General features: G+C 71.1%; 19 protein-coding genes. 8 read left to right on the top strand and 11 right to left on the bottom strand.

From position 1 onward, the window contains the following. Positions 1-47: 47 nt before the first annotated feature. The 3 genes from WME82_RS25480 to WME82_RS25470 form a co-directional block, all read right to left on the bottom strand. Positions 48-362: a rhodanese-like domain-containing protein gene (locus tag WME82_RS25480; RefSeq protein WP_012237276.1), complete on the bottom strand. Its 315-nt coding sequence runs from the start codon at positions 360-362 to the stop codon at positions 48-50. Positions 363-550: 188 nt separating this feature from the next. Beyond that, the gene (locus WME82_RS25475; RefSeq protein ID WP_438037420.1) at positions 551-2,518 is read right to left on the bottom strand and encodes a family 2A encapsulin nanocompartment cargo protein cysteine desulfurase; all 1,968 of its coding nucleotides are present in this window, start codon (positions 2,516-2,518) and stop codon (positions 551-553) included. Continuing rightward, positions 2,505-3,413, bottom strand: a complete 909-nt coding sequence (locus WME82_RS25470) for a family 2A encapsulin nanocompartment shell protein (protein WP_437739069.1) — start codon at positions 3,411-3,413, stop codon at positions 2,505-2,507. The genes WME82_RS25475 and WME82_RS25470 overlap by 14 nt, the downstream gene beginning before the upstream one ends. Before the next feature lie 530 nt (positions 3,414-3,943). Here WME82_RS25470 and cysK point away from each other — a divergent pair. From cysK to WME82_RS25440, 6 genes are all read left to right on the top strand, one after another. Continuing rightward, a complete protein-coding gene (gene cysK / locus WME82_RS25465) occupies positions 3,944-4,933 on the top strand; it encodes a cysteine synthase A (protein ID WP_438037419.1) in 990 nt (329 codons plus the stop codon). Continuing rightward, positions 4,930-5,886, top strand: coding sequence for a serine O-acetyltransferase EpsC (gene epsC / locus WME82_RS25460; RefSeq protein ID WP_438037418.1), 957 nt, complete (start codon positions 4,930-4,932; stop codon positions 5,884-5,886). Before cysK ends, epsC begins: the two co-directional genes overlap by 4 nt. A 107-nt stretch (positions 5,887-5,993) precedes the next feature. Then, complete coding sequence (locus tag WME82_RS25455; RefSeq protein ID WP_437911266.1) at positions 5,994-6,416, top strand: hypothetical protein; 423 nt, start codon at positions 5,994-5,996, stop codon at positions 6,414-6,416. Between the two features lie 130 nt (positions 6,417-6,546). Continuing rightward, positions 6,547-7,263, top strand: coding sequence for an SDR family NAD(P)-dependent oxidoreductase (locus WME82_RS25450; protein WP_438037417.1), 717 nt, complete (start codon positions 6,547-6,549; stop codon positions 7,261-7,263). Between the two features lie 271 nt (positions 7,264-7,534). Further along, on the top strand, positions 7,535-8,236 hold the full coding sequence (locus WME82_RS25445) for an HPP family protein (RefSeq protein WP_437911264.1): 702 nt from the start codon (positions 7,535-7,537) through the stop codon (positions 8,234-8,236). Between the two features lie 396 nt (positions 8,237-8,632). Then, positions 8,633-9,169: a hypothetical protein gene (locus WME82_RS25440; RefSeq protein WP_438037416.1), complete on the top strand. Its 537-nt coding sequence runs from the start codon at positions 8,633-8,635 to the stop codon at positions 9,167-9,169. Between the two features lie 81 nt (positions 9,170-9,250). On the opposite strand, the gene WME82_RS25435 is transcribed toward WME82_RS25440, so the two are convergent. Both WME82_RS25435 and WME82_RS25430 read right to left on the bottom strand, forming a co-directional pair. After that, complete coding sequence (locus WME82_RS25435; protein WP_438037415.1) at positions 9,251-10,387, bottom strand: tetratricopeptide repeat protein; 1,137 nt, start codon at positions 10,385-10,387, stop codon at positions 9,251-9,253. Further along, positions 10,384-11,025, bottom strand: coding sequence for a 7-cyano-7-deazaguanine synthase (locus tag WME82_RS25430; RefSeq protein ID WP_438037414.1), 642 nt, complete (start codon positions 11,023-11,025; stop codon positions 10,384-10,386). The genes WME82_RS25435 and WME82_RS25430 overlap by 4 nt, the downstream gene beginning before the upstream one ends. 257 nt (positions 11,026-11,282) lie before the next feature. Between WME82_RS25430 and WME82_RS25425 the strand changes: the two genes are divergently transcribed. Next, positions 11,283-12,206 (top strand): hypothetical protein, encoded by a 924-nt coding sequence (locus tag WME82_RS25425; protein WP_438037413.1) that lies wholly within the window; start codon positions 11,283-11,285, stop codon positions 12,204-12,206. Between the two features lie 53 nt (positions 12,207-12,259). Here the strand turns inward: WME82_RS25425 and WME82_RS25420 are convergent, their stop codons facing one another. From WME82_RS25420 to WME82_RS25405, 4 genes are all read right to left on the bottom strand, one after another. Further along, positions 12,260-13,441, bottom strand: coding sequence for a hypothetical protein (locus tag WME82_RS25420; protein WP_438037412.1), 1,182 nt, complete (start codon positions 13,439-13,441; stop codon positions 12,260-12,262). Next, positions 13,429-14,964 (bottom strand): hypothetical protein, encoded by a 1,536-nt coding sequence (locus WME82_RS25415; RefSeq protein ID WP_438037411.1) that lies wholly within the window; start codon positions 14,962-14,964, stop codon positions 13,429-13,431. The genes WME82_RS25420 and WME82_RS25415 overlap by 13 nt, the downstream gene beginning before the upstream one ends. Before the next feature lie 120 nt (positions 14,965-15,084). After that, positions 15,085-16,413, bottom strand: coding sequence for a cytochrome P450 (locus tag WME82_RS25410; protein WP_438037410.1), 1,329 nt, complete (start codon positions 16,411-16,413; stop codon positions 15,085-15,087). 164 nt (positions 16,414-16,577) lie between these two features. Continuing rightward, a complete protein-coding gene (locus WME82_RS25405; RefSeq protein WP_438037409.1) occupies positions 16,578-17,768 on the bottom strand; it encodes a PAS domain S-box protein in 1,191 nt (396 codons plus the stop codon). A 538-nt stretch (positions 17,769-18,306) separates the two neighbouring features. Between WME82_RS25405 and WME82_RS25400 the strand changes: the two genes are divergently transcribed. Next, complete coding sequence (locus WME82_RS25400) at positions 18,307-19,533, top strand: cytochrome P450 (RefSeq protein WP_438037408.1); 1,227 nt, start codon at positions 18,307-18,309, stop codon at positions 19,531-19,533. A gap of 90 nt (positions 19,534-19,623) precedes the next feature. Here WME82_RS25400 and WME82_RS25395 read toward each other — a convergent pair whose 3' ends face one another. Next, positions 19,624-20,283 (bottom strand): carbonic anhydrase, encoded by a 660-nt coding sequence (locus tag WME82_RS25395; RefSeq protein WP_438037407.1) that lies wholly within the window; start codon positions 20,281-20,283, stop codon positions 19,624-19,626. A gap of 84 nt (positions 20,284-20,367) precedes the next feature. Next, positions 20,368-24,363 carry a M36 family metallopeptidase gene (locus WME82_RS25390; protein WP_438037406.1) on the bottom strand — a complete coding sequence of 1,332 codons (3,996 nt, stop codon included), beginning with the start codon at positions 24,361-24,363 and terminating at the stop codon, positions 20,368-20,370. Positions 24,364-24,633 lie beyond the last annotated feature (270 nt).

The raw sequence follows: 24,633 nt of genomic DNA, 5'->3' as shown, positions 1-24,633 counted from the left end.
GCGCGCCAGCCGCAACGCGGGGCAAATGCGGCCGGCGTGAGCCCAGCTCAGCTGTGCTCGAGCGGAAGCCCCGCCTTCACCCAGCCGCTCGTGCCGCCATCCAGGTTGTAGAGCTGGTTCAACCCGAGCCGCTCGGCGAGCTTCGCCGCCGTCAGGCTGCGGGCGCCCTTCGCGCAAACGAACACCACCCGATCACGCGGCAGGGCCCGCTGCGGATCCGCTCTCAGTTGATCGAGGGGCACCAGCCGCGCGTGCGGCACGTGTCCGACCGACCACTCGCGTGGCTCACGCACATCCACAACGTCCACCTCGCCGCTCTTGATCAGCTCGTCCGCGTCCCTGGGCGATATCGTCTGGATCATGCGTCCATTATAACGGACGCGTGCGATAGTGGCAACCCGGGGGACACAAGTTCGCCGTCGAGACGAAAACCTTCGAAATCCCGTGTGCTCAGCCTGTTTCGAAGATCCAACCAGGGGGCTGGGCGTCATGGGCGGCTGGCAGGGAGCCCGGCGGCGTCCGCCTCAGCGGACAGCCGCCGGACGGCCAGTCAGCGCGACCTCCCGATCTGGATTCTATGCAGCGCGTCAACCAGCGCGTCGATGTCCTCGCAGGTGTTGTAGGGGGCGAGCGACGCGCGCACGGTGCTCTCCAGGCCGAAGCGGCGCAGGATGGGCTGCGCGCAGTGGTGGCCCGAGCGCACCGCGATGCCCTCCCTGTCGAGCGCCCCGCCCACGTCCTCGGTGCGCTGCCCATCGAGGACGAAGGAGAGCACGCCCGCCTTGTCGGCCGCGGTGCCGATGAGCCGCAGCCCGGGGACGGTCGCGAGGGCGTGGGTGGCGTAGTGCAGCAGCTCGTGCTCATAGCGGCCGATGTTCTCGATCCCGATCCGCGTCACGTAGTCGAGCGCGGCCCCGAGGCCGACCGCGTCCGCGATGTTGCCGGTGCCGGCCTCGAAGCGCGCGGGGGGCGGGTGGTAGATCGTCCGCTCGAAGGTGACGTCCGCGATCATGTTGCCGCCGCCCTGCCAGGGCGGCATCGCGTCGAGCACCTCGCTCTTGCCGAAGACGGCGCCGATGCCCGTGGGACCGAACACCTTGTGGCCCGAGAACACGTAGAAGTCGCAGTCGAGGAGCTGCACGTCCGCGCGCATGTGGGACACCGCTTGAGCGCCGTCCACGACGACGCGCGCGCCGTGCCGGTGCGCCATCGCCACCATCTCGCGGGCGGGCGTGATGGTGCCGAGCGCGTTCGACACCTGCGTGATCGAGACGATGCGCGTCCGCGGGCCGAGCAGCTTCTCGTACTCCTCGAGGATCACCTGGCCCCGGTCGTCCACGGGAGCGACACGGAGCCTTGCGCCCTTCTCGGAGCAGAGCTGCTGCCAGGGCACGATGTTGGCGTGGTGCTCGAGCCACGTGATGACGATCTCGTCGCCCGGGCTCACGTTCCTCCGGCCCCAGCTCTGGGCGATCAGGTTGATCCCCTCGGTGGTGCCGCGCACGAACACGATCTCGCGCGTGGACGGGGCGTTGATGAAGCGGCGCGTCGCCTCGCGCGCCGCCTCGTACGCGTCCGTCGCGCGGGCCGCGAGCGCGTGCGCCGCGCGGTGGATGTTGGAGTTCTCGTGCTCGTAGAAGTACGAGAGACGATCGATGACGGCCCGGGGCTTCTGGGTCGTCGCCGCGTTGTCGAGCCAGATGAGCCGCTTGTTGTGGACCCGCTCCTCGAGGATGGGGAAATCGCGGCGGATCGCGTGGGGGTCCAGGATGCCGGCGGAGCCGCTCACGCCGCGGACCAGCGCCGGATCCACGGCGCGGATCTCGTGCGCTTCGACCTGGGGAGGGCCGACCGGCGACTCGATGCCCAGCGCGGGCGCGCCGGGCACGAAGTACGGGTCGGCGTCGCGGCCCGCGAGATCGCCCAGCACCGGGATGCGGAGCACCTCGTCGGCCGCTCCCAGGCTCAGCGGATCGGAGCCCACGAGCGGGACGCGGACGAAGCCGGCGCGCACCGTCGAGTCCGGCAGCGCCACGTCGCCGGGGAAGGCGGGCGTCGCGCCGGAAGAAGCGGGGACCGAGCCGGGAGCCGGCAGCGCCGCGCCGGAATAGGGGGGGACAGAGCCGGAATAGGCGGGGACAGAGCCGGAGTAGGCGGGGGCCGACCCGGGGTAGACGGGGGCCGCCGCCGCGGACGGCCCCGGTACAGGTGACGGCGCCGCGCCAGCCGCCGCCAGGTGCGGGACGGGTGACTGCGACGGCGCGGCGCCAGGAAGCGGCGCCGCCTGCGCCGCCGCCTCCTGCTTCACCGGTGCGCCGAGCATCTCGTTCGCGAGCTGCGCGATCACAGCGGCCAGGGAGGCGGGGTCGAAGCCGGGGACGCCGGGCGCCGGCGCGGGCGCGCCGCCCGGCGCCGAGAGAGGCACGTTCAAGGGCGCGATCCCAGAGCTCCCTACGGCGTGGGTCACCTGCGGCAGAGCACCCTGGAGATCCGCTGTCAGGATCTCACTTGTACTCATAGTAGCTGTCCACCTGGACGCCCTCGAGCACGCCGAGCGCGTCTTCGGTCAGAACCGCCGCCGAGCAGTACAGGGACGCGAGGTACGAGGCAGCCCCGAGCTGGTTGATGCCCATGAAGCGAATCGACAGGCTCGGGCTCACCTCGCCGGGGATCCCGGGCTGGAACAGGCCCACGACACCGCGCTTCTTCTCGCCGGTGCGGACCAGGAGGATATCGGTCTTGTTGCCCGCGAGGTGCAGCTTGTCGGTGGGGATGAGCGGGAGGCCGCGCCAGGTGAGGAACGGCGAGCCGAACAGGGTCACCGTCGGCGGCGGAACACCGCGCTTCGTGCATTCGCGACCGAACGCCGCGATGGCCCGCGGGTGCGCCAGGAAAAAGGCCGGCTCCTTCCACACGCGCGCGATGAGCTCGTCGAGATCGTCCGGCGTGGGGCCGGCGCCGCGCGGCTTGATCCGCATGCTCTCATGCACGCTGTTGAGCAGGCCGTAGTTGCCGTTGTTGATCAGCTCGTCCTCTTGCTTCTCCTTGAGCTTCTCGACGAGGACGGTGAGCTGCTCTTTCACCTGATCCATGGGGCTGCGGAACAGGTCGGAGATCCGGGTGTGCACCTGGATCGTCGTGGTCACCGTGTTGAGCACGAACTCGCGCGGCTGCTCTTCATAGTGAATGCGCGCCGTGGGCAGCTCGGCCGCGTCATCCGGGCTGCAATCGACCGCGAAATCGCTATCGGTGACCCGGTTGAGGCGGTACACGCCTGCTTCGACGGGCGTCCAGGGGAGCAGCTGCACGAGCCAACGCGGGGTGGAACCGGCCCACTGAGGCGGAGTCTTGCTCGTGTTGGCGTGTTGCCTTGCGGCGCGCTCGCCAAGCAAATGGCTTTCGTGGTTCGTCATGGCAGGGCTTTTCCTCGAGCTTTGGCGCGTGGGGGGGATGTCTCCGCCAAAGCTGAGCCAGTACTACAGCTTCTTCCTGGGTTGCCGCAATGGCGCTCGTGACGCACTGGACGCTTTCCTCCTGTAAAGCAGATGTAATTTCCACCATGTCGGACTCCTATAAAGCGGATTTTCCTTCTGCGATGGTGGAGCGTAGCCGCACGTGCCGTGGTGGAAGGGGACATCGGCGGACGTCAGCTGAGGTCGAGGCCCAAGGGGGTTGCGGTGTCGTTGCGGCAGCGTTGCGGCGGCGTTGCGGTGTCGTCCGAAATGAAAGATGAGGAGTCGGGTGATGGAGCGCCGGCCCCGAGCCACCGGCGCGCCACGAGCACTGAGCGGCGACCGGCCTCGGCGGGGCATAAAGTGCTTGGCGTGCTCTGTCCGTTATGTTAGATGAACATCCGCTGGTAATCAAGCGCGGCGTTCGCTGCCCGCTCGACGTCCTCCGACCTCGAGGACGCGGAGGCATGCCGTCGCACCCCAGAGGGCCCATGTCGAACGTCACACGCGGCTGGTTCGAAGACAACGCAGAATCCATCGGCCGCACGCCGCTCGTGCGCCTCCGTCGCGCCGTCGACGGCGCGGGCGCGCTCGTGCTCGCGAAGATCGAGGGACGCAATCCGGCGTACTCCGTGAAGTGCCGCCTCGGCGCGGCGCTCGTGTGGGACGCCGAGAAGCGGGGGCTCCTCGGTCCGGGGAAGGAGATCGTCGAGCCGACGAGCGGCAACACGGGCATCGCGCTGGCCTTCGTCGCGGCGGCGCGCGGCTATCCGCTCACGCTGACCATGCCCGAGACGATGAGCATCGAGCGCCGCAAGCTCCTCGTGGGTTACGGCGCGAAGCTGGTGCTCACCGAGGGGCCCCGGGGGATGAGCGGCGCCATCGCGAAGGCGGAGGAGATCGTCGCGTCGAACCCGAGCCGGTACGTGCTCCTCCAGCAGTTCAAGAACCCGGCGAACGCCGCGATCCACGAGCGGACGACGGGCCCGGAGATCTGGGAGGACACGGCCGGGAAGGTCGATATCCTCGTGTCCGGCGTCGGGACCGGCGGCACGATCACGGGCGTCTCGCGCTTCATCAAGCACCAGAAGGGCAAGGCGATCACCTCCGTCGCGGTCGAGCCCGCGCACAGCCCGGTGCTCACGCAGACGCGCGCCGGGGAGCCGCTCAGGCCGGGGCCGCACAAGATCCAGGGGATCGGCGCGGGCTTCGTGCCCGACGTGCTCGATCTGTCGATCGTCGATCAGATCGAACAGGTGACCAACGAGGAGGCCATCGCCTACGCGCGGCGGCTGACGCGCGAGGAGGGCATCCTCTCGGGGATCTCGTCCGGCGCGGCGGTGGCGGTCGCGGCGCGCATCGCGAAGCGCAAGGAGAGCGAGGGCAAGACGATCGTGGTCATCCTCCCCGACTCGGGCGAGCGCTACCTGAGCACGGCCCTCTTCGAGGGGCTCTTCGACGAGAAGGGGCTCGCGACATGAGCGAGGCCGATCACGGGGCTTACCGCGCGCCCGCCGTGTCCGGCGCGTCCTGGGCGCTCGGCTCGGTGGTCGCGGAGCTGCGCGCCGCCGGCCGGGGGATCGACGGCGCGCGCCAGAAGCTCGGGCGGCAGGCGCTGCCGTCGCGCGAGGTGCTCGTCGGCATCGCGCGCGATCTGCGCGCCGTGTTCTTCCCGGCGCACTTCGGGCCCGCGGATCTCACCGAGGAGGGGACCGACTACTTCGTCGGGCACACGCTCGACGCGGCGCTGCTCGCGCTCCACGAGCAGGTCCGGAGGGGCCTTGGCTTCCCGAGGGAGCTCGACGCCCGCGAGGCCGCCCGCCGCGAGGGGCGCGCCGCCGAGATCGTGCGCGACTTCGCCGCGGGCCTCCCCGCGGTGCAGGAGCTGCTCGAGACCGACGTGCGCGCGGCGTTCGAGGGCGACCCGGCGGCGACCAGCATCGACGAGGCGGTGTTCTGCTATCCGGGCATCACCGCGATCATGCACCACCGGATCGCGCACCTGCTCTACACGCTCGGCGTACCGCTCATCCCGCGCATCCTCTCCGAGATCGCGCACGCCGACACCGGCATCGACATCCACCCCGGCGCCGAGATCGGGGCGAGCTTCTTCATCGATCACGGGACGGGCGTCGTCATCGGGGAGACGTGCCGTATCGGCGAGCGCGTGCGCCTCTACCAGGGCGTCACCCTCGGCGCGAAGAGCTTCCCGCGCGACGCGAGCGGGAACCCCATCAAGGGGATCGACCGCCACCCCATCGTCGAGGACCAGGTGGTGGTGTATGCCGGCGCGACGATCCTCGGGCGCATCACCATCGGCCGCGGATCGAGCATCGGCGGCAATGTGTGGCTCACGCGCAGCGTCCCGCCGAACAGCCGGATCAGCCAGGCCCAGGTGCGGAGCGACGTCTTCGAGGACGGCGGCGGCATCTGACGGGTCCGAGCGCGTCGTCACGGCGCGCTCGGCGCGGGCGAGATCCGGCTCGTGCCCGGGGCCGACGCGGTGTATGAGCGCCGGCCTCCCGCCGAGGCCGCCCCGCGATGATCCCCCGCCGCCGCCTGCACCGCGCCGTCTTCGCGCTGGCTGCCCTCTACAACGCCTGCTGGGGGCTCTACGCCGCCGCCGACCCGCAATGGCTCTTTCGCTTCGCGGGCATGGAACCCCTCAATCACCCGCCGATCTTCGCCTGCCTGGGGATGGTCGTCGGGGTGTACGCCATCCTCTATGCGGAGGTTGCGCGCGCGCCCGAGCGCGGGTTCCTCCTTGCGAGCGTCGGTCTGCTCGGCAAGGTGCTCGGGCCGATCGGCCTCGCTGGGCTGCTCGTCACCGGGCAATGGCCGCCTCGGTCCGCCGTGCTCTGCTTGACGAACGATCTCGTCTGGTGGATCCCCTTCGGCCTGTACCTCCACGACGCGTGGCCGTTCTTCGTGCGGCAGTGGAAGGCGGCGCCGGGAGACCCGTAGTCCCGCTGGGGGGCTGACCTGCGGGACGAGCCGGCGAAGCGCTCGGCCGGCGTGTGTCGCTCGCGCGGGCCAGGACGGGCTACGCTGCCGCGGTTCGCCGGCGCGAGGGCCGGCGGGAGGGTGTGCGTTCATGAGCTCGAACAAGGCAGCGGTCGTCGTCGGCGTCGGCCCCGGACTCGGGGCCGCTGTGTCGAGGCGCTTCGCGCGCGAGGGGTTCTCCGTCGGCCTCATGGCCCGGACGGCCGCCGCGTGTGAGGCCGTGCAGCGGGAGATCGAGGGAGCCGGAGGGCGCGCCTTGAGCGTCCCGGGGGACGCCACCGACGCGACCTCCGTCGCGGCGGGCTTCGCGCGCGTCGAGGAGTCGCTCGGGCCGGTGGAGGTGCTGATCTACAACGCCAGCGCCTTCCGCGTGGCCGGCGCGCTGGAGCTCACGCCGCGAGAGCTCGAGGACGACTGGAAGATCAACTGCCTCGGCGGCTTCCTGAGCGCGCAGGCGGCGCTGCCCGGCATGCTCGAGCGCGGCCGGGGGACGATCCTCTTCACGGGCGCCACCGCCTCGCTCCGCGGCGGAGCCCGCTTCGCGGCCCTCGCCGTCGGCAAGGCCGGCCTGCGCGCCCTCGCGCAATCGCTCGCGCGCGAGCTCGGCCCGCGCGGCATCCACGTGGCGCACGTCGTCATCGACGGGCTGATCGACACCCCGCGGGTGCGCGCCATGGTGCCCGGGAGAACGGCCGCCACCCTGCTATCGCCGGAGGCGCTGGCAGAGACCTACTTCCAGCTCCACGCCCAGGCGCCGAGCGCCTGGACGCTCGAGATCGACGTGCGCCCGTCCGTGGAGAAGTTCTGACCCTGCCCTGGGAGGCGCGGCGACCGACCAGCGTGGGATGGTCGTCTCGAGCGTGAAGGGGTCGTGTCGATCGCTCGACGGGCCGCGCCATCGATCGCGAGCGCCGCGGGCAGGCGCGCTGCTCGGCGGGCCCGAGCGCGTCGGACGAGATCCCCGATCCATCTCGCGGAGCCCGGGGTAGAATCGTGGTGAGCTGGCCGTGGCGCCCGTCGGCGAGCGCAGCCGCGGAAGCGGGCGCGCCCAGGCGCGGCCCGCTCGCAAGGAACGAAGGATGACAGAGAGAGACAGGCAATCGACCCCGGCGGTGGAGCCGTGGGGAAACGGGCGCGGTTACGGCCCGATCTCGCCGCGGCACCCGCTCGGCGGCGAGATGACGGACGTGGTGCGCGGCATCTTCACGCGCCTCAGGCTCCCGTGGCTCCTCCAGCGCTACTCCAAGATACCGGTGCTCGCGGTCTTCAGCTGCGTGAACGGGTTCGTGAGCATCGGCCTGATGGCGGCGCTCGCCGTGGTGACGAAGTCGCCCTTCGTCTTTCCGTCGCTCGGGCCAACGGCCTTTCTGTTCTTTTACACTCCCACGGCGGCGTCGGCCGCGCCGCGCACCACCATCCTCGGGCACAGCATCGGCATCGCGGTCGCGTATATGAGCCTGCTCATCACCGGGCTCACGCACGCAGGTCCGGCGACCGCGACCGGCGTGACCCTCCCGCGCGCCATCGCCGCGGCGCTCTCGCTGGGGCTCACGGCCGGCCTCATGGTGCTCGCCCGCGCGCCACACCCTCCCGCGGGCGCGACGACGCTCATCGTCTCGCTGGGCATCCTGTCCCGGCCTCCGATGCTCCTCGTGCTCCTCGGCGGGGTCGTCCTGCTCACGCTCCAGGCCATCCTCATCAATCGCCTCGCCGGCGTCGACTACCCGCTGTGGGCCCCGCGGCAGGCGCGCCCGGAGCAGGATCCACCGCCGCCGCCTTGATCCAAGGGCCTCCCATCGCCGGGCGGCCGAGGACGGGCGACTCGCGTCGTCGCTCCATGTCATCAGGGCGCCTCGTCGGGCATCGCGCCGCGCCTGTCCGCGAGGTCACGGTCGCGGCGTGACATGTCACGGTCGCCCATCGGAGATGGGGTTGGGCTCCGAGCTCCAGCGCGTCAGACGAATGGGCTTGATTCGGCAGGATCCGCCGCCCATTCGGGCCGCGGAGAGCCACGTCGAGCGGCTGCGGCGGAGAGGCCGTGTTGTCCTGGCGCTGGCGCACCGGTTGCTATGGCCGCTCCGCGACGGGCTCTGGGGCCTGGCCCGGCGGCGATCGGCGCCCTGGTCGTTGCTTCGGGGCCCCGCACGTCATGGGTCGAGTCCAGCGACGGAGGTTTTGTGAAACATTCATGTGTGATGGTCGGGACGCTGCTGCTCGCAAGCCTGGGAACCGCGGGCTGCGTGGTGGAGAGCGTCGAGAACGAGGGAGGAGAAGACGCCCTCGGCGAGGCAGAGCAGGCGCTTTCGTCCAGCCCGGCGCTCCGTGACTTCGGGCAAGTTCAGGCGCAGACGACGGCCTGGCGCACGGTCACCGTGGACAGCCAAGGGGTGACCCTGGCTGGTTGCCAATGCAGCGTCTCGAGCCAGCACTTCGGCGTCTCGAACTGCCCGGCCTCCTTCAAAGGCCAGCGGAACGTCAGCGTGTCCTTTACTGCGCCAGGGTCGCCGGGGACGTACACCGCGACGTTCAACATCACGTGCGGCGGGCCGTCCTCGCCCTCTGCAACCAGCAATCTGAGCGCCGTCGTCCCCATCGGCGCCAACCACAACGGCACGCTCCTCCGGGCCGGCGGCGCGAAGCCGAAGGCCGGGCGCAAGGCCGCCCGGCAGGCGCGGACCGCGGGCGCCGCGCGCTCGACGCGGCGCGCGCGGTGACCCACGGCGCGCGCCGCCGCGGGCCGGAGCCAGCGACGCGCCACGCTTCGATCCGCGGCGACGGCGCGGCGTGGCGGCTCGTCAGGCCACGATCGAGGCGGCATGACCCGCCTCCGCCAGGTTCTCCCGGCAGGCCGCGATCGTCGGGTGGCCCGGGCTGAGCGTCGCCTCGTAGATGGAGAGCGCCCGCTCCAGCAGCCGGCGCGCCGACGCCCGCTTGCCCTGCCGGAGGCGCAGCACGCCGAGATTGTTGAGCGCCATCGCCAGGTCGGGGTGGGTCGGGCCGAGGAGCCCCTCCATCGTCCCGATCGCCTTGCGGAACAGGCGCGCTGCGGCGTCGAGCTCGCCATCGGCGTAGAGCAGGGCGGCGAGGTTGCTCGTCGTGAAGGCGACCTCGCGGTGCGCGGGGCCGTACGCGCGCTCGAAGATGGCGAGCGCGCGCCGGTAGAGCGCCTCCGCCTCGCCGCGCTTGCCCTGGGCGTCGAGGATGGCCGCGAGCGCGGCCGCGTCCTCGGCGACGAGCGGGTGCTCGGGCCCGAGCGCGGCCTCCCGCAGCGCCACCGAGCGGCGCGCGAACGGCTCTCCCCGGGCGGCCCGGCCGCGAGCGTGCTCGAGCCCGCCAAGGTTGTGGAGCAGGGGCGCGAGCTCGGGGTGATCCGGCCCGTGGACCCGCTCGAGGGCGCGGATCGCCCGGCGGTAGAGCCGCGCCCCCTCGGCGAAGCGCGCTCGGTACTTGCAGCTCATCGCCAGCTCGTTGAGGCAGGCGGCGACCTCGACGTCGCGGGCGCCGAAGGCGGCCTCGGCCAGCCGGAGCGCGCGGCGCGCGCGCGCCGCCGCGTCTGCGTAGCGGCCCTGGAGCCGCGCGGTCGCGGCCAGGGCGAGCCACGCGTGGACGCGGAGCCGCTTGATCTCGCCGCCCCGCCGCGCCCGCGCGAGCACGAGGACGGCGCGGCGCGCGTGCGCCTCGGCGGCCGGAGGGTCGCCGGACGCCGCCGCGATCCGCCAGAGCACGAGCAGCGCGCCGGCTGCCTCCGGGTCGGCGGGCCCGAGCTCCCGCTCGACGAGCGCGAGCGCCTCGCCCGCATCCGAGCGGGCCTCGCCGAGCCTGCCCATGGAGAGGTGACGGAGGGCGCGCTCGCGGAGGGCGCGGGCGCCCGCAGCGGCCTGTCCCCGCGCCGGCCGCGCCGCGCGAGGGGCGGACGCGGGGGAGGCGCTCACGAGCCCTCGTCGGGCCCCTGAACGTCGTGAAGGTAGAACCCGGGGCTCTCCGGCACGCCGGCAGCGACGAACGCCGCCCGGCGCTTCTTGCACTGCGAGCACCGCCCGCAATGACGCTCGTAGCCCAGCATGCAGCTGTACGTCTGCGCGTAGTCGGTGCCGATCCTGACGCCCTCGGCGAGCACCGCGCGCTTGTCGAGCCCGATGAGCGGCGTGTCGATGGCGACGGAGCCCAGCGCGGACGCGAGGCCGCGAAACGCCTCGAGGAAGCGCAGCGACGCGCTGGCGTACCCGTCGACGTCGTCCCGGATGACGGCGATCGCGATCGACGTCGCCTCGATCTGGGCCGCGTACGAGAGCGCGAGGCTCAGGACGACCAGGTTCCTGTGCGGCAGCGGGATGTGCAGCTTGGCCTCCTGCTCCGCCCGGAACGCCGCGCCGACGGCCGCCATGTCGAAGCGCCGCAGCGAGAGACCGAGGGCCACGCACTGCCGCTCGGCGGCCTGGTGCTCCCGGTGCGCGGCGCGCTGGGCGTAATCGACGAACACCGGGACGACAGGCGCCCGCGCGTTCACGACGTGGAGCAACGTGGTGCTGTCGGCGCCGCCGGTCAGGAGGACGATCGTGGAGGCTGGCATGGGGCAGGGAGGATCGTCGATCCGGCGAGCGCGCGCCAGGGAACGGCGAGCGCGTGAGCGACGAGCGGATCGAACACACCGGCAAAGAGCAGAGCGCCTGGGCGCCCAGGCCGCCAGGCGCCGACGAGCGGTGGTTGCGTACGTTGGCTGACGATGGGGCGTCGCCGGCGCGCCTTGACGTCTGGCGAGCGCTCGTGTGCTCTCGTTCCGCTTCGCGTCGCGCGACGCCGAGCGGCTCGACCAGGAAAGGGAGGATCATGCTCACGCACAGCTACACCTACGAGGCGGCCCTGGCGGATTCGCACAAGATCACCTGGCGCGTCGAGGACATCATCGGCGGTGACAAGCAGCTCGACTTCTCCAAGCCCTTCCTGCCCGAGTCGCTCGCGGGCACGGCGTCGATCCGCTGTCTGAGCGCGCGAGAGCAGCTCCTGCTCAACCAGATCCGCGGCAACAGCTATCTTTACCTCTTTGGCTTCGTGGAGGAGTTCATCCTGCCGTTCGTGCTCGATCAGGCGCGCGCCGCGGTCCACGGCGCGGACGCGGTCGAGGTGCGCGCGCTCGTCACGTTCGCCGAGGAGGAGGCGAAGCATATCCACCTCTTCCGCCGGTTCTCTGCGGAGTTCGCGCGCGGCTTCGGCGCGGAGTGCGGGGCCATCGGCCCCGCGAAGGACGTCGCGGCGGCGATCCTGAAGCACGGCGCGCTCGGCGTCGCGATGGTGACCCTGCACCTCGAGTGGATGACGCAGCGCCACTACCTCGACAGCGTCAAGGAGGGTGACGCCGAGGGCCTCGACCCACAGTTCTCGAGCCTGCTCCGCCACCACTGGATGGAGGAGGCCCAGCACGCCAAGCTCGACACGCTGCTCGTGGCCAAGCTCGCCCGCGAGGCCGGGCCGGAGGGCATCGCCCGGGCCTTCGACGACTACGTATCCATCGGCACGATGCTCGACGGCGGCCTCGCCGCGCAGGCCAGGCTCGACATCGAGGCCCTGGAGCGCGCCGCCGGCCGCCCCCTCGCCGAGGCCGAGAAGGCCGAGATCTTCGAGGCGCAGCAGCGCTCTTACCGCTGGACGTTCCTCGGCTCGGGCATGACCCACCCGAACTTCGTCCGCGCGCTCGGCGAGCTCAGCCCCGCCGGCGCCGAGCGCATCGCCGCGATGGCGAAGGCGCTCGCCTGAGCGCCCCCTGGGCAGGCGACGCTCCGCCGGGCGGCGCGCCCGGCGCCGCTGCGTCACTCCGCGAGCGCAGCGTCGCCCAGCGTGTTCACGTATCCCGACTCGATGATCCTCTTGAGGAGCATCAGGAACACGCCCGCGTCGCGCCAGCACTCCGCCGGCAAGCTCGCCACGCCGCCGCGCACGACGTCGACGAATCGCTCGACGACGCGGCCATCCCCGGCGCTGTCGTCGGCGGCGAGGTCGCGCAGCGTCGCCGCGATGACGTCCTCGTCATCGACGCCGACGAACCGCAGGGTGGCCTCGACGAGCCTCCGGTTCGGATGGTTGAAGAGGTTGAGATCGAACCGGCCGCGGGGGCCCGAGCGCCGATCGACGTCCTGATCTCCCACGTCGTCGAAGATGCGCGAAGCCGCGTCGACGAACCGCTCGCACACGCGCCTGACCGCCGGGGAGGCCAGCACCTGTCCTATCGTGGGGAGCTCGGGGCTCGCGCTCCGGTAGAGGCTGTAGACGACGGCGACCGTCCCGGCCGTTTGAATGCTCCCGATCGCATGCGCGACGAAATCGTCGGCGTGGTCGTCCCAGAACGCACCCTCTTCGCGCTCGAGATAACGCTGGCTGAGCTGCCGCATGGCGGAACCATGGCTCAGAAAGCCGGCGACAGGCGACTCGATGAGCGCGCCCGCGTCCTCGGGAGAGCTCAGGCGACGCAGCAGGCGCGCCGCCTCCGCCAGAGGTCGAGCGCGCGCCGCGACGAGGGCAGGATCGGGGCGCGGCGCCCTGGCTGCGTCGAGCTCGCGCCGGAGGACGGCGGACGCCAGCTGCTTCGCGTCGCTCGACGCGGGAACGTGCAGGCGCGGCGCGTGAACCTCGATGAACCGGTGCGTCGCGACCACCATCGCCAGGTCCCCGTCATCCATCAGGCCATCGAACAGGAACAGGAGCCCAAATACGATGGAGACCTCGGCGAGGCGCTCGACCTCCTCGATTTCGATCGCGATCGCGGCGCAGAACGCCGTCGCCTTGGGGCCGATCTGGCGCACGACGCGCTCGACGTGCTCCGGATCGAGGTCGGGTAAGGCGCCCTGGACGATCGGGCGGAACCTGTCGAGAAAACACGCGTGGACGGCGCGCATCCTCTCGGAGAGCGCGCGGCGGCCGACGGCGGTCGGGTAGGAATCGCCGAAGACGTGGCTCTGCCACGTCCTTTCCATCAGATCGTCTAGCTTTCCCATGACGGTTGCGACACGAGGAGCGCGCCGAGGACCCACGCGCGGTCCACCCGCGCCGGGCAATACAGCTCCTTGCCGATCCAGCGGAGATCTTCCTGGCCGGCGCCGAGGTCATGGTTCGATATCAGCCAGTCGCGCCCCCGTCGCCAGGCGCCCCGCGCCATCGATTCGAGCTCGCGGTTCCTTCGGGCGGCGCGGAGCGCGAGCACGGCGTACGCCGTCTCTGCCGCGGTGGGCGCGCCGCCGGCTCCCCAGCCGCCATCGCCGCGCTGGGCGCGCAGCAGCGCCTCCATGCCGCGCTTCACGGCGGGCAGCTGCCCCTCGTGCGAGAGGGCCAGGATGACCTGGCTGGTCGTGTAAAGCCAGGAGCTGTGCCATTTGTCGCCAACCCACCGCCCGTCCGGCTGCTGACGCTCGAGGAGGTACCGCGCCGGCTCCGACGCCTTCTCCCCGCGGGACGCGAGGGCGTGCATCGCGTGTGCATTGGTCGTGAGCGAGGGTTGCAGCTCGTTCGCGTACGTGATGAACATCCCGCCTTGCTCGAAGCGCCGCAGCGTCTCGATGGCGCGGGGCGCCGCGAGCTCTCCCAAGGTGGCGATGACCGTCGAGGTGATGTCGCCGTCCTGCGTGAACGCGTCGCTCATGCCGATGCCCTCGGGGCGAAGCGCGGCGCCGAGGTCGAGCAGCTGCGGCCGCGCCACATCGCCCAGCCGTGGATGGTCGAGGAGATCGAAGGCCCGCAGCGCATACAGGACCCAGGCCTGCTCGAATCGGCGGATGGGCCACACCGTGGGGACGACGCCGGGGATCCCGACCTCGGTCGCGTCGCTCGCTCGAAGCAGGTACTCGCGCGCCGCCGCTCGTGCGGCCGCGAGGCCGACCTTGTCCCGGGATGCGTGAAGCCAGGCGGCCGTGGCCGCGGGGCTGTGCCCGACGCCGCCGCTCGCGTCGAGGAGGTCGGGCGAGGGGCCGCTCCCCCAGCCCTCCCACGAGTGCGACGCCGCGCTGCCGGCCGCCGGCCGGGCCTTGCCGATCAAGGCCCGGCGCCGCTCGCCGAGCGCAATGAGCGCCCCGTACGGGCCCCAATCGACGCCGAGGCCGAGCGAGGAGGCCCGGTCGAGGAGCCTGGGCATGAGCAGCTCCAGCCCGACAGGGATGTCGTCCGGCAAGGACGTCCCCCAATGCGCTGCCTGGTTGCGCAGGAACGCAAGGCCCCCCTCGCAGGCGCGGCGTACCTGCGGCATGAGCTCGCGGCAGGGATGGAGGGCCACGAGCGACGCCAGCGTCGGGAGATCGCGCGCGCGTGGGACCGACGAGAGCCCCCAGCCCCCATCCGACCGCTGCTGATCCAGGAGCCATGGGATGATGCTCGCCCTGGCATCGGGAAAGACATCGAACATCAGCACGGTGGCGGTGTCGTACACCGACGGGCTGACAAGACCTCCGCCTCGCCCGAGCTCCGCCACGAGCTCGCGAAGAACGGCCAGAGCGCGATCGGAAGGACTCGAATGCGGTGAGGTGCTCATGTGCTGATCCACCCGGTGAGGGCCGGCTGCCGCCGGCGATGGCGTCGATGGTGAGCGGTGTCGTCCTCTCGGAGCTCGTGGTCGTCGGTTCGGTGCGTTGCAACGCTGGAGTGCGCCCGTTCAGCCAGGGCGAAAGGCGACCCGCGTCGCCGCCGTCGGACGCCCGACTGGCAAGTACAACTGCTTCGGCGAGGGCCCCCGGAGGTATGGAATGAGCCCGGCGCGGCGCAATGCCCTGACGAGGGTGAACTGAAACTGGATCGCCTCGATGTAAGCGAGATTGTATCCCAGACAGAAGTGCGGTCCTCCTCCAAACTGAGCCAGATCCAGCGGCCCTGGTGAGCTGGCGCGATCTTTCCAGCGGCTCAGATCGAAGCGATCGGGATCCGGGAAGAGCGACGGATCATAACCGAGACACGTGAGGCTGATGGCCAGAGGGGTGTTTCGAGGTATGCGTCTGCCGTGCAGCGTGATCGGGTCGGTGACCGTCCGAAAGATGAACCAGCCCGGCGAGTACAGACGCATAATTTCACGAAAGATGGCGTGGGAGACGGGAAACCGATGGGCCTCCCTCACAGACATGGGGACAGGGGCGTCCGGGTCGGCTGTGTGCTCCTCGCAGATCGCGCTCCACAGCTCGCTCTGGCGCGCGAGGTGGATGACGATCCAGGCCAGGGTCGAGGCGCTGGTCTCATGGCCAGCGAGCAATAGCGCGCGAACGTTGTCGATGATCTCTTGGTCAGACAAGGGCTCGCCCTCATCGTCGCGAGCGTTCGAGAGCAGCTCGATGAATGAGCCCGCCGCGCTGCCGCCGCGAGCGAGCGCGAGAAGCTCCCGCAATCGGTCGTCGATCCACGCGCGCGCCCGAGCCGAGCGGTATGCGGGAAGCCCCGGTAGTCGACCCGGGATCGGGTAAACACCCAAGATCAACTCGCAGTAGGCCCGGTTCCAGGCGTGCAGATCCCGCGCCGGGACGCCGCAGACGCGAAGCATGATCTCGAGGGTCAGTTCCAGCATGGCGGGATGGATGGCGAAGCTCTCTTGCCGGAGCCAGCCATCGATCCTCGCAGAGATCACGGAGGCCATGGTGGCGGAGGCTCCCTTGGCGAGGCTCTGCGGCGAGAACGAAGGGCTGATGGCGGAGCGCATGTGTCGGTGCAGCGCGCCGTCTTGTACCGTCGTTGAGCGTCCCACGACGTCCTTGAGGTGCTTCGGATAGTCCGTGACCATCTCGGGCATGCGCAGGACATCGAGAGCGTCGGATCCGAGATAGAAGAGCCGACGTTTCGCGAACCCGAAATTGACCCAGAAGAGCGGACCCAGCGCGCTTCTGCTGCGGCGAAGCAGCCCGATGGCGTCCCGGTAGAGAATGGGCAAGTGGCCGACCACCGGCAGCTCGCCGGCGGCGGTGGGGATCTCGTCTCGGCCCGTGCGACCGCTGGAGAGCATGACAGACCTCGTTTCGCTGCGAGCGCGATTGCTGCGGCGCCTGTGTTGTCGCCTTCACAAACTTGGTCGCGCGCCGCCGGAGGCGCTAGACGCCGCTGGCGGATCGACGACGCCGTACGCCAGCACCGCGCGAGCAACGCAAGCGCAAGGGGAGGGATCGCGGGTCAGCGGCCCGACGACCCGTTCGTCGCCGACGTCGACGCGAGCTGGCGCATCTGGTTGATGCAGAACATGATTCCGGCCCGCAGGTTCGACCGCGTCACCATGCTGTTCAGATCGAGGCCCAGTTCGACGATCGTCTGCGCGACCGATGGCCTGATGCCGCAGATGATCCCGTCCGCGCCGAGGAGCCGGATGGCGTTCACGAGCTTGATCAGGTGGTTCGCGACCTGCGTGTCCACCATCTCGACGCCCGTGAGATCGAGGATGGCATACCGCGCGTTGGTGCGGACGATCTCGTCGAGCAAATTCTGCATGACGTCGGCGGTCCTCACGCTGTCGACGACACCGACCATGGGCAGCGCGACCACCCCGTCCCAGACCTGGATGATGGGCGTCGAGAGCTTGCCGATGACCTCCTGCTGCTTCTGGATCTGCAATAGCCGTAGCCGGAGCTCCTCTTCCGCTCTCTTCGCCTCGGAGACATCGAGCGAGAGCCCGATCACGGACTCCACGCTCCCGAGCGGACTCTGGATCGGCACCATCCAGTTCTCCCAGAACGAATTGTTGGCGGGGACGTGGCTCATCGAATGGATGGGAGACCCGCGGAGCGCCCGCCTCACGTTCTCCGTACCTTCGGGGGCGTTGGCATAGATGTCGAAGACGTTCGTCCCGACGAGCTGCCCCCGCTTGAGGCCGAGCCCCGCGAGCCCCCTCCCGTCGTGGCGGGTGATGACCCCCTCCGCGTCGCACGACCAGACGATGACGGGGAGGTTCTCGGAGAGGGCGCGGAGCATGTCCGCGGCCTCTCCCTTCCCGGGCTCGGGGGCGGGGTGATCGTCGGCGCCGGACGTCGCGTGCAGCGAGCCGTAGACCGCCTGGCCGTGCGGCGCTCTGCGCAGCACGCAGGAGAATGACGCATACACGTTTCCGGCCGTCATCACCCGCCCGCGGAGCTCGACGGCCCCGGTCGCCTCCAGAAGCCCGGACCACTTCGCCCGGGCCGCCTCCCGGTCGTCGTCGTGGAAGAGCTGGAAGAACGCCGTCCCCGGCGTGGCCGCGTGCCCGACCGTGTGGCCGAATGACTCGCTAAAGTGCGACAGCGTGCCGTCGACATCCGCTACGAACAGCGCCTCGGGGGAGTAGAGATAGGCTGCCTCCCACGTATCGCGTGAACTCGTGTAATGCTGTGTCATGACGAATGTTGCCCTCCCCCAAGCCCGATTCAGGCCTCCTACCTGTGCTCACTTCGTTCGTAGGGGCCGTGGATCGTGCATGTATTTGACCAAGAATCGGCGCCAGCAGACTCACCCCTCCCAGGACCCGCGAGCGCGATGGCGAGAGCGCCCGGAGATGTGCAAACGCTTCGATCCCAGCGAGGGTTCCAGCTTGCATTGCGAGATTACAAGCCGCACATCTCCGGCTGAGGCCGGGTAGATCCGGAACTCGCGCTAAGGCCATTCCCGATGTGTGATCGTGATCGGCGCCCAGGATGCTGTGCAATCCGTTCGGCCCGGAACGCCGCGAGGCGAGGGGGTTCGGACGAGATGCGAAGACTGCGCTCCTCATGACGGTGCCTCATGACGGTGCCTCATGACGGTGATCGAGCGGACGCCGCCCGGTGTTCCATGGGGTCACACCTATGCTGTCGTCACGCCAGGGGAAAGGACTTGACTTCCACGAACCGCTTGGATGTGCTGTCCGGCAGCGCGGCCGCGCCGCGCTGAGCTTGACATGGAAATCGAGACCGCCCCGCGCCCCTCGCCCGAGCAGATCGACCTCTCTGCGCCTTCGGTGATAGCCGATCCTTACCCCGCGTACCACGGGCTGCGCGGGCGATCTCCGGTGCTCTATGCGCGCGTGCCCGCGGGCGGCGCCGCGGGCCTCGGCGAGCCTATTTGTGCCTACGCGCTCCTGCGCCACGCGGAGGTGCTCGACGCGCTGCGGGATCCCCAGACGTTCTCGTCGAACGTCACGGACAAGATCCGTGTCCTGCCGCGGATCACGCTGCTGCACGACGATCCGCCCCGGCACACCCACCTCCGCAGGCTCGTCAGCCGATCGTTCACGCCGCGGCGCATCGCAGAGCTCGAGCCGTGGATTGGCCGCCTCGCCGCCTCGCTGCTCGAAGCGACGGGCGACGGGCCGTCAGACCTCATGGGCGCCTACGCGATGCCCCTGCCGATGATGGTGATCGCCACCCTGCTCGGTATCCCGGCGGAGCGCTATGTGCAATTTCGGAGCTGGTCCGAGTCCGTGATGTCCTACAGCGGTATACCGGCGGAGGAGCGCGCGAGCCGCGGTAAGGCGATGGTCGACTTCTTCGCGGCGGAGCTCGAGGCGCGACGGCGCGCGCCGTCAGGCGATCTCATCTCGGCGCTGGTCGAGGCCGAGATCGACGGCGCGCGCCTCGACACGCCCGAGGCGGTCGGCTTCTGCGTCGGCCTGCTCGTCGCCGGCAACGACACCACGACGAACCTCATCGGCAACATGGCGCACCTCCTGTCCGAGCGGCCCGAGCTCTACCGGCGCGCGCAGCAGGATCGGAGTCTCGTGGAGCCGATCATCGAGGAGACGCTGCGCCATTCGAGCCCGGTGCAGCGCCTCCTGCGCGTCGCCACGCGGCCGGTGGACGTGAGCGGCGTGACGATACCGGCCGGGCACCTGGTCGACGTCGTGTTCGGCGCGGCGAACCGGGATCCGGCCGTCTTCGAGGAGCCGGACGCGTTCCGGCTCGACCGGCCTCCGGTGGAGCACCTGGCGTTCGGGCAGGGGACCCATTTCTGCATCGGCGCGGCGCTGGCGCGGATGGAGGCGCGGATCGCCCTGAACGCGCTCCTCGACTGCTATGAGTCCATCACGCCCGGCGAGGCGCCTCCGCTGCGGCAGACGCGGGCGATCATGCCGCTCGGGTTCGAGTCGCTCCCGCTCGTCCTGCGCCGGAGCCGCGCCAAACCGTGATCTCGGAGCGCTAGCGCGGGGGTGCAGATTCGTGGGATACGGGCTCAGCCGCCAGGCAGGCGAGTGAGGCACACGAAACGCCGCAGCTCGTCACGCGCGCGGGAGGAACGTCACCTTGCCGGTCTCGAGGGCGTACTCGGCGCCCACGATCAGCATGCCTTCCTCGGTGCACAGCCGCTCGAGAAGCCGGCTGCCGTGCCGGAGGTGATCGCACGAGTTGCGCACGTTGGCGCGCACCGCCTCGCGCAGGAGGAAGTTCCTGTCGGCGTGGCGGCCGGCGGCGCTCACCACCGTCTCGACGGGAGCTCGGCAGCGCTCGACGATATCGCGGATGTTGTCGGTGAGCGGGCCGCCGTTGTCCTCGTGGAGCAGCTCGCTCAGCGTGGCGTCGATGGCGCCGCAGCGCGAGTGGCCCATCACCACGGCAAGGCGGGTCCCGAAGGCGGCGGCGGCGAACTCCACGCTGCCCACGAGCGAGGGCGCCACCACGTTGCCCGCGACCCGGATGACGAACAGGTCCCCGAGCCCCTGGTCGAAGATGAGCTCCGACGGCGCCCGCGAGTCCGAGCAGCTGAGGATGATGGCGAAGGGCTGCTGCCCCTCCACGAGGGCGGCCCGCGCCCGCTGTCCCATCATGACGTGCTCGCCGCGGATGTTGTCCACGAAGCGCCGGTTGCCCTCGATCAGGCGTTCCAGGGCCTGATCGGCCGGCACGACGGGAGAGGCGGGCGGAGCGTTGCTGAGTCCCATGCTGACCGGCCACGGTGGGGGACCGGGCCGCGGGCGTCAATGGGTGAAATTTCCGCCTCACATGTTAGCTGCCGGGCTCATGGCTCATCGCGCATCGCTCATCGCTCGCCCGGCGCCACCGCCGCGCCGCCGCCTCGCAAACGCCGCGAGCGCCGCGGCGGCCCCGAGCGCGGCCAGCGGCCCGCGCGGCGCGCCCCCCGGGATCGCGCACCCGCAGCCTTCAGCTGCCGGCTCCTTCGCCAGATCGACCACCACGCTGACCTGGTCGGTCGCCTCCAGGATCCCGTCGCTGACCGTCACCTCGAACGCCAGGGTCGTCGTCGCGGCGACCTCGGGCGCCACGAAGGTCGCCCGCGCGCCCTCGCCGGTCAGCTCGACCGCGGGCCCCGCCGTCTGCACCCAGGAGAACGTCAGCGCGTCCTCCTCGGGGTCCGAGCTCCCCGAGGCGTCGAGCGTCACGAGCTCGCCGAGCGCGACCGCCTGGTCCGCCCCCGCGTCGGCCACGGGCCCGCCCTGGCAGGAGGCGGTGTCCTCGACCACCGTCGCGAACGGCTTGTTCTTCAGGCCCGCGAACCCGATGTCGTCGAGCTCCCAGCCGGCGTCGCCCGCGGCCGCGTCCGTGCCGACGCGGAACCGCACCTGCACGGTCTTCCCGGCGAACGCGGTCCCCAGGTCGATCGCCACGTGGTCGACCTCGGGCCACGAGGGGCTCTGGCCGACGAAGGCCCTCCGCCTGCCCAGCGGATTGCCCGACTCGACGGTGACCCTCCCGCTGTAGCCGGGCTGCGCGCGACTCCCGATGTCCTGCCATGTCGCGCCGCCGTCGGCGCTGATCTCGACCACCGCGCCGTCCCAGAACGTCTCGTCGCTCATCTCGAACTGGTGCCGGTGCGCGAACGTCAGCACGAAGCGCTCGGACTCGCTGACCTCCAGGGCCGGCGACACCAGCGCCGTGTCGGACACGCTCCCGAGGTTGACGCCGCGCCACACGCGGTTCGGCGTGGTCCCCTCGACGCGCGACCAGACGAGCTCGCTGGAGAGCCCCTCGACGCGCCAGGTCGTGCTCTGCGCCTCCACGTCGTCGACCGCCGAGGACCCCGGCAGCTCGTCGAAGTTCACGCGGCGCACCAGGGCCTCGACCCGCACCGGCGTGCACGCCGCGGCGCTCTTCAGCGTCAGGCTGAGCTCGAGGTCCTCGGCGGGCGCCACGGTCCGGTCGAGCTTCACCGCCACGGTCGCGGTCCCGGTCGCGAACGGCGCGATGTCGCCGAACGACGCGCGCGCGCCGTCCGGGAACGTCACCCCGGCGGAAGGCACCTCGATGGACGCCACCGCCCCGGTCAGGGGCGCCGCGCCGCGATTGACGATCTCGATCGCGATCGTGCCGGACTCCTCCGCGTCGAGCAGCCCGTCGCGGTCGCAGGAGCCGGCGCTGTCGTCGAGCTCCGCCCGGACCAGCGAGATCTCGGGCTGGACGCTGAAGCTCTCCACGACGCCGGAGAAATCGTGCGAGTCGGCGCGCGGGGACACGGCGCACGTGCCGGCGCCGCGCCGGGCGAACGCCTCCGCCAGCGCGAGGAAGTCGCCCTGATCGCTGGCGAGCGCGGCGGCGAGGAGGGCGTCGCGCTGCTCGGTGTACGTCGGGCTCACCGGCGCGAGCTGCATGCCGGCCACCACGTAATCGCTCATCCGCCGCCGGGTCTGCTCGAACGCGCGCGGCGGGGTCAGGCCGCTGCCGTGCCGGATCAGCCCGACGTAGGCCTCGAACAGCATGCTCGCCCAGACCTCTCCCGCGTTGTGCTCCTCGGAGTTGTCGGAGAACGAGGAGTTGAGCGGGTGGTCGGGGAGGCGGGCGCCCTCCGAGATGTGCTTGAACGTCAGCCCGTTCCTCGTGAAGTCGACGGAGTAGGGGGCGCGGCGGATGCCGAAGTAGCTGTCGCCGAGCGCCGCGCTCCCGTAGCTCGAGAGCGGGAAGGCGCCGTCGAGGTCGTCGCCGTCGCGCAGCGCCATGTGCAGGGCGATGAAGTCGCCCCACCCCTCGCTCTGCGCGCCGCACATCTTCGTGCCGCACGCGACCTGACGGAGGTGGATGTAATGGCCCCACTCGTGCGCCACGATGCTGTTGTCGATCGTGCCGTCGCGCTCGACGCCGGGCTCGCGGGTCATGGTGACCGTGAGCGGCGCGTCCGAGGCGGCGAGCGCCGCCTTGAGCGCGCTGCCGTCCTCGTGCGAGACGCTCTGGGCGGGGGTCGTCACCTCGGGGGCCTCGCCGGACAGCCGCGGGGCCCCGTCGCTCTCGCGGTTGTTGGCGATGATCACGCCGATGGCGCCCGCCGCCTGCGCGCTCTGCGCCTTCTCGCCGAAGGTGCACCCGCCCCGGTCGACGAGGGCGATCTTGCCGGCCACGTCGCTCGTGATCGGCCCGCACGCGTCGCCGCGGGGCTCGGCGCCGTCCTGGGCGAGGGCGAGCTCGCCGGTCACCTCGTAGCGCTGGGGCCCGAACAGGGCGGTGTTCGACGCGTAGCTGGCGTTCTGCGGCGTGACGCTCAGCGAGCGCTGATCCGGCCCGGACCACAGGTACATCTGCATCCGGGGCGACGCGCCGTCGTACGTCGCGTCCATGTTCGCGTTGTCGCGGCTGCCGCCGGTCGCGTCGTCCTGCGCCTCCGCGAGGAGCGGATCGCCGCCCAGGCCGCCCCGACCGAGGTTGTCGCGCTGGGCGTTGCCCGCGGCCTCGGTGAAGCCGGAGTCGTAGTACCAGTCATGGAGCCAGTTCGTGACGTAGAAGATCTGGGTGACGGCCGCCATGGTCTGCTCGGGCGTGGCGAGCGGCTCGGCGAGCGGGTCATAGATGTGATCGAACGAGCCCGGCCCCGAGAGCGCCGCGCGCGTATCGCCGCTGGAGAACCCGTCGGGCGCGTTGTGGTCCGCGTAGGCGTCGACGTTGTTGCCGCGGGTCGAGGTCGCGTCGGCCGGCAGCCACGGATCGGCCCCGCCGTCGAGGTTCGTGTTGAAGCCATCGATGGAGATGAGGCTCGGCGCGACGAACCGAGGGACCTGGCCGTCGGGCCGCCCGGTCGGGTGCGGCGAGAGATCCGCGAGTGGGCCGTCGAGCGGCCTGTGATCGCCGCCTTCCTCCGCCCAGACCCGGTAATCGAACGCGGCGTGGGAGAGGTTCTCCCGGGAGAGCATCTGCCCGTCGCTGGCCCCGAACACCCAGGCGTACGCCGCGGAGCTCGTGCCGCCGGCGTCGCCCGAGACGAGCTCGACGAAGTAGCCGGCGACGAGCCGGTCGGGCAGCGGAAAGAGCACCTTCCTGACCCGCGCCGGCTGCGTGAAGCGCAGGCTCCCGGCGCGCTGGCGCGCGTGATCGGTGTCCGCGACGTCGAAGAGCCGATACCCGCCCTTCGCCTCGCCGAGCTCGCGGAGGTCGGCCGTCTTGATGTCGATGCGGTGCGCGTCGCGCAGGGCGCGGACGACCGCCTGCGCCGGCGAGCCGGAGAACGCCCGGCCGCGGAGCGAGCCGGCCGCCGGCGAGGCGGCGCCGGGCGCCAGGGGGACGGCCGACGCGTGGAGGTTGCCCGCGAGGGCGACGAGCCCGAGGTCGCGCTTCATGAGCACCTTGAGCCCGCTCCGGAAGACCGGGATCCCGTCGACGTCCTGGCCCAGCGTCACGACGATGCCGCCGCGCCCGGTGTCGTGGACGTGGCGCACCACGGCCGTATCGAGCGCGGCCTGCGGAAGACCGTAGAGGCGCGCGTACCGCTGCACGTACCACCGGGCCGCGGCCTCGGGCGTCGCGTGGGTCGCGGCCGGCGGCCGGTGGCCCGGGGACGTCGCCCACACGAACGTCGGCACCCCGCGCTGCGGATCGGTCGACGCCACGACGGCGCGCGTCGTCGACGCGCGCTCGTCGACGTCGATGACGCGCGCGCGGCGCGCCGCGCGGCGCGCCGCGCGGAGGGGCGGCGCGGGTGGGGCCTTGAAGTATGCGTCGTAGTCCGGGCGCTCCCGCGCATGGGCGATGGGGCCTGCGAGCAGCGCGAGCGATAGCGCGGTGTACCGAACTGAGACCTTCATGTTCCTCGATTCTCCGACTCCGACGGACGACGCATGACCGGCCGCGCGCGGGTAGGCCGCGCGCTTCCTCCCCGGGCGCCTCGCGCCCACCCGTCGAATCCGCGGCGCGAGGCAACCTAGCCCCAGCGTGCGCGCAGGGAAAGCGCGACGGCTCTCGCTCTGTCCGGCGTCGTAAGGCGCCTCTCATGCGATTTCGTCCGGGCGCTCTGCAGAGCGCGAGTCACGCGGCGCCGAGACCAGAATGGAATAGAGAAGCAATCCTTGCTGGCG

Origin of the sequence: Sorangium sp. So ce128, assembly GCF_051525245.1 — a bacterium.
Taxonomy (GTDB): Bacteria; Myxococcota_A; Polyangia; order Polyangiales; family Polyangiaceae; genus Sorangium; species Sorangium cellulosum_B.
This window is presented reverse-complemented; position numbering and strand designations above follow the sequence as displayed.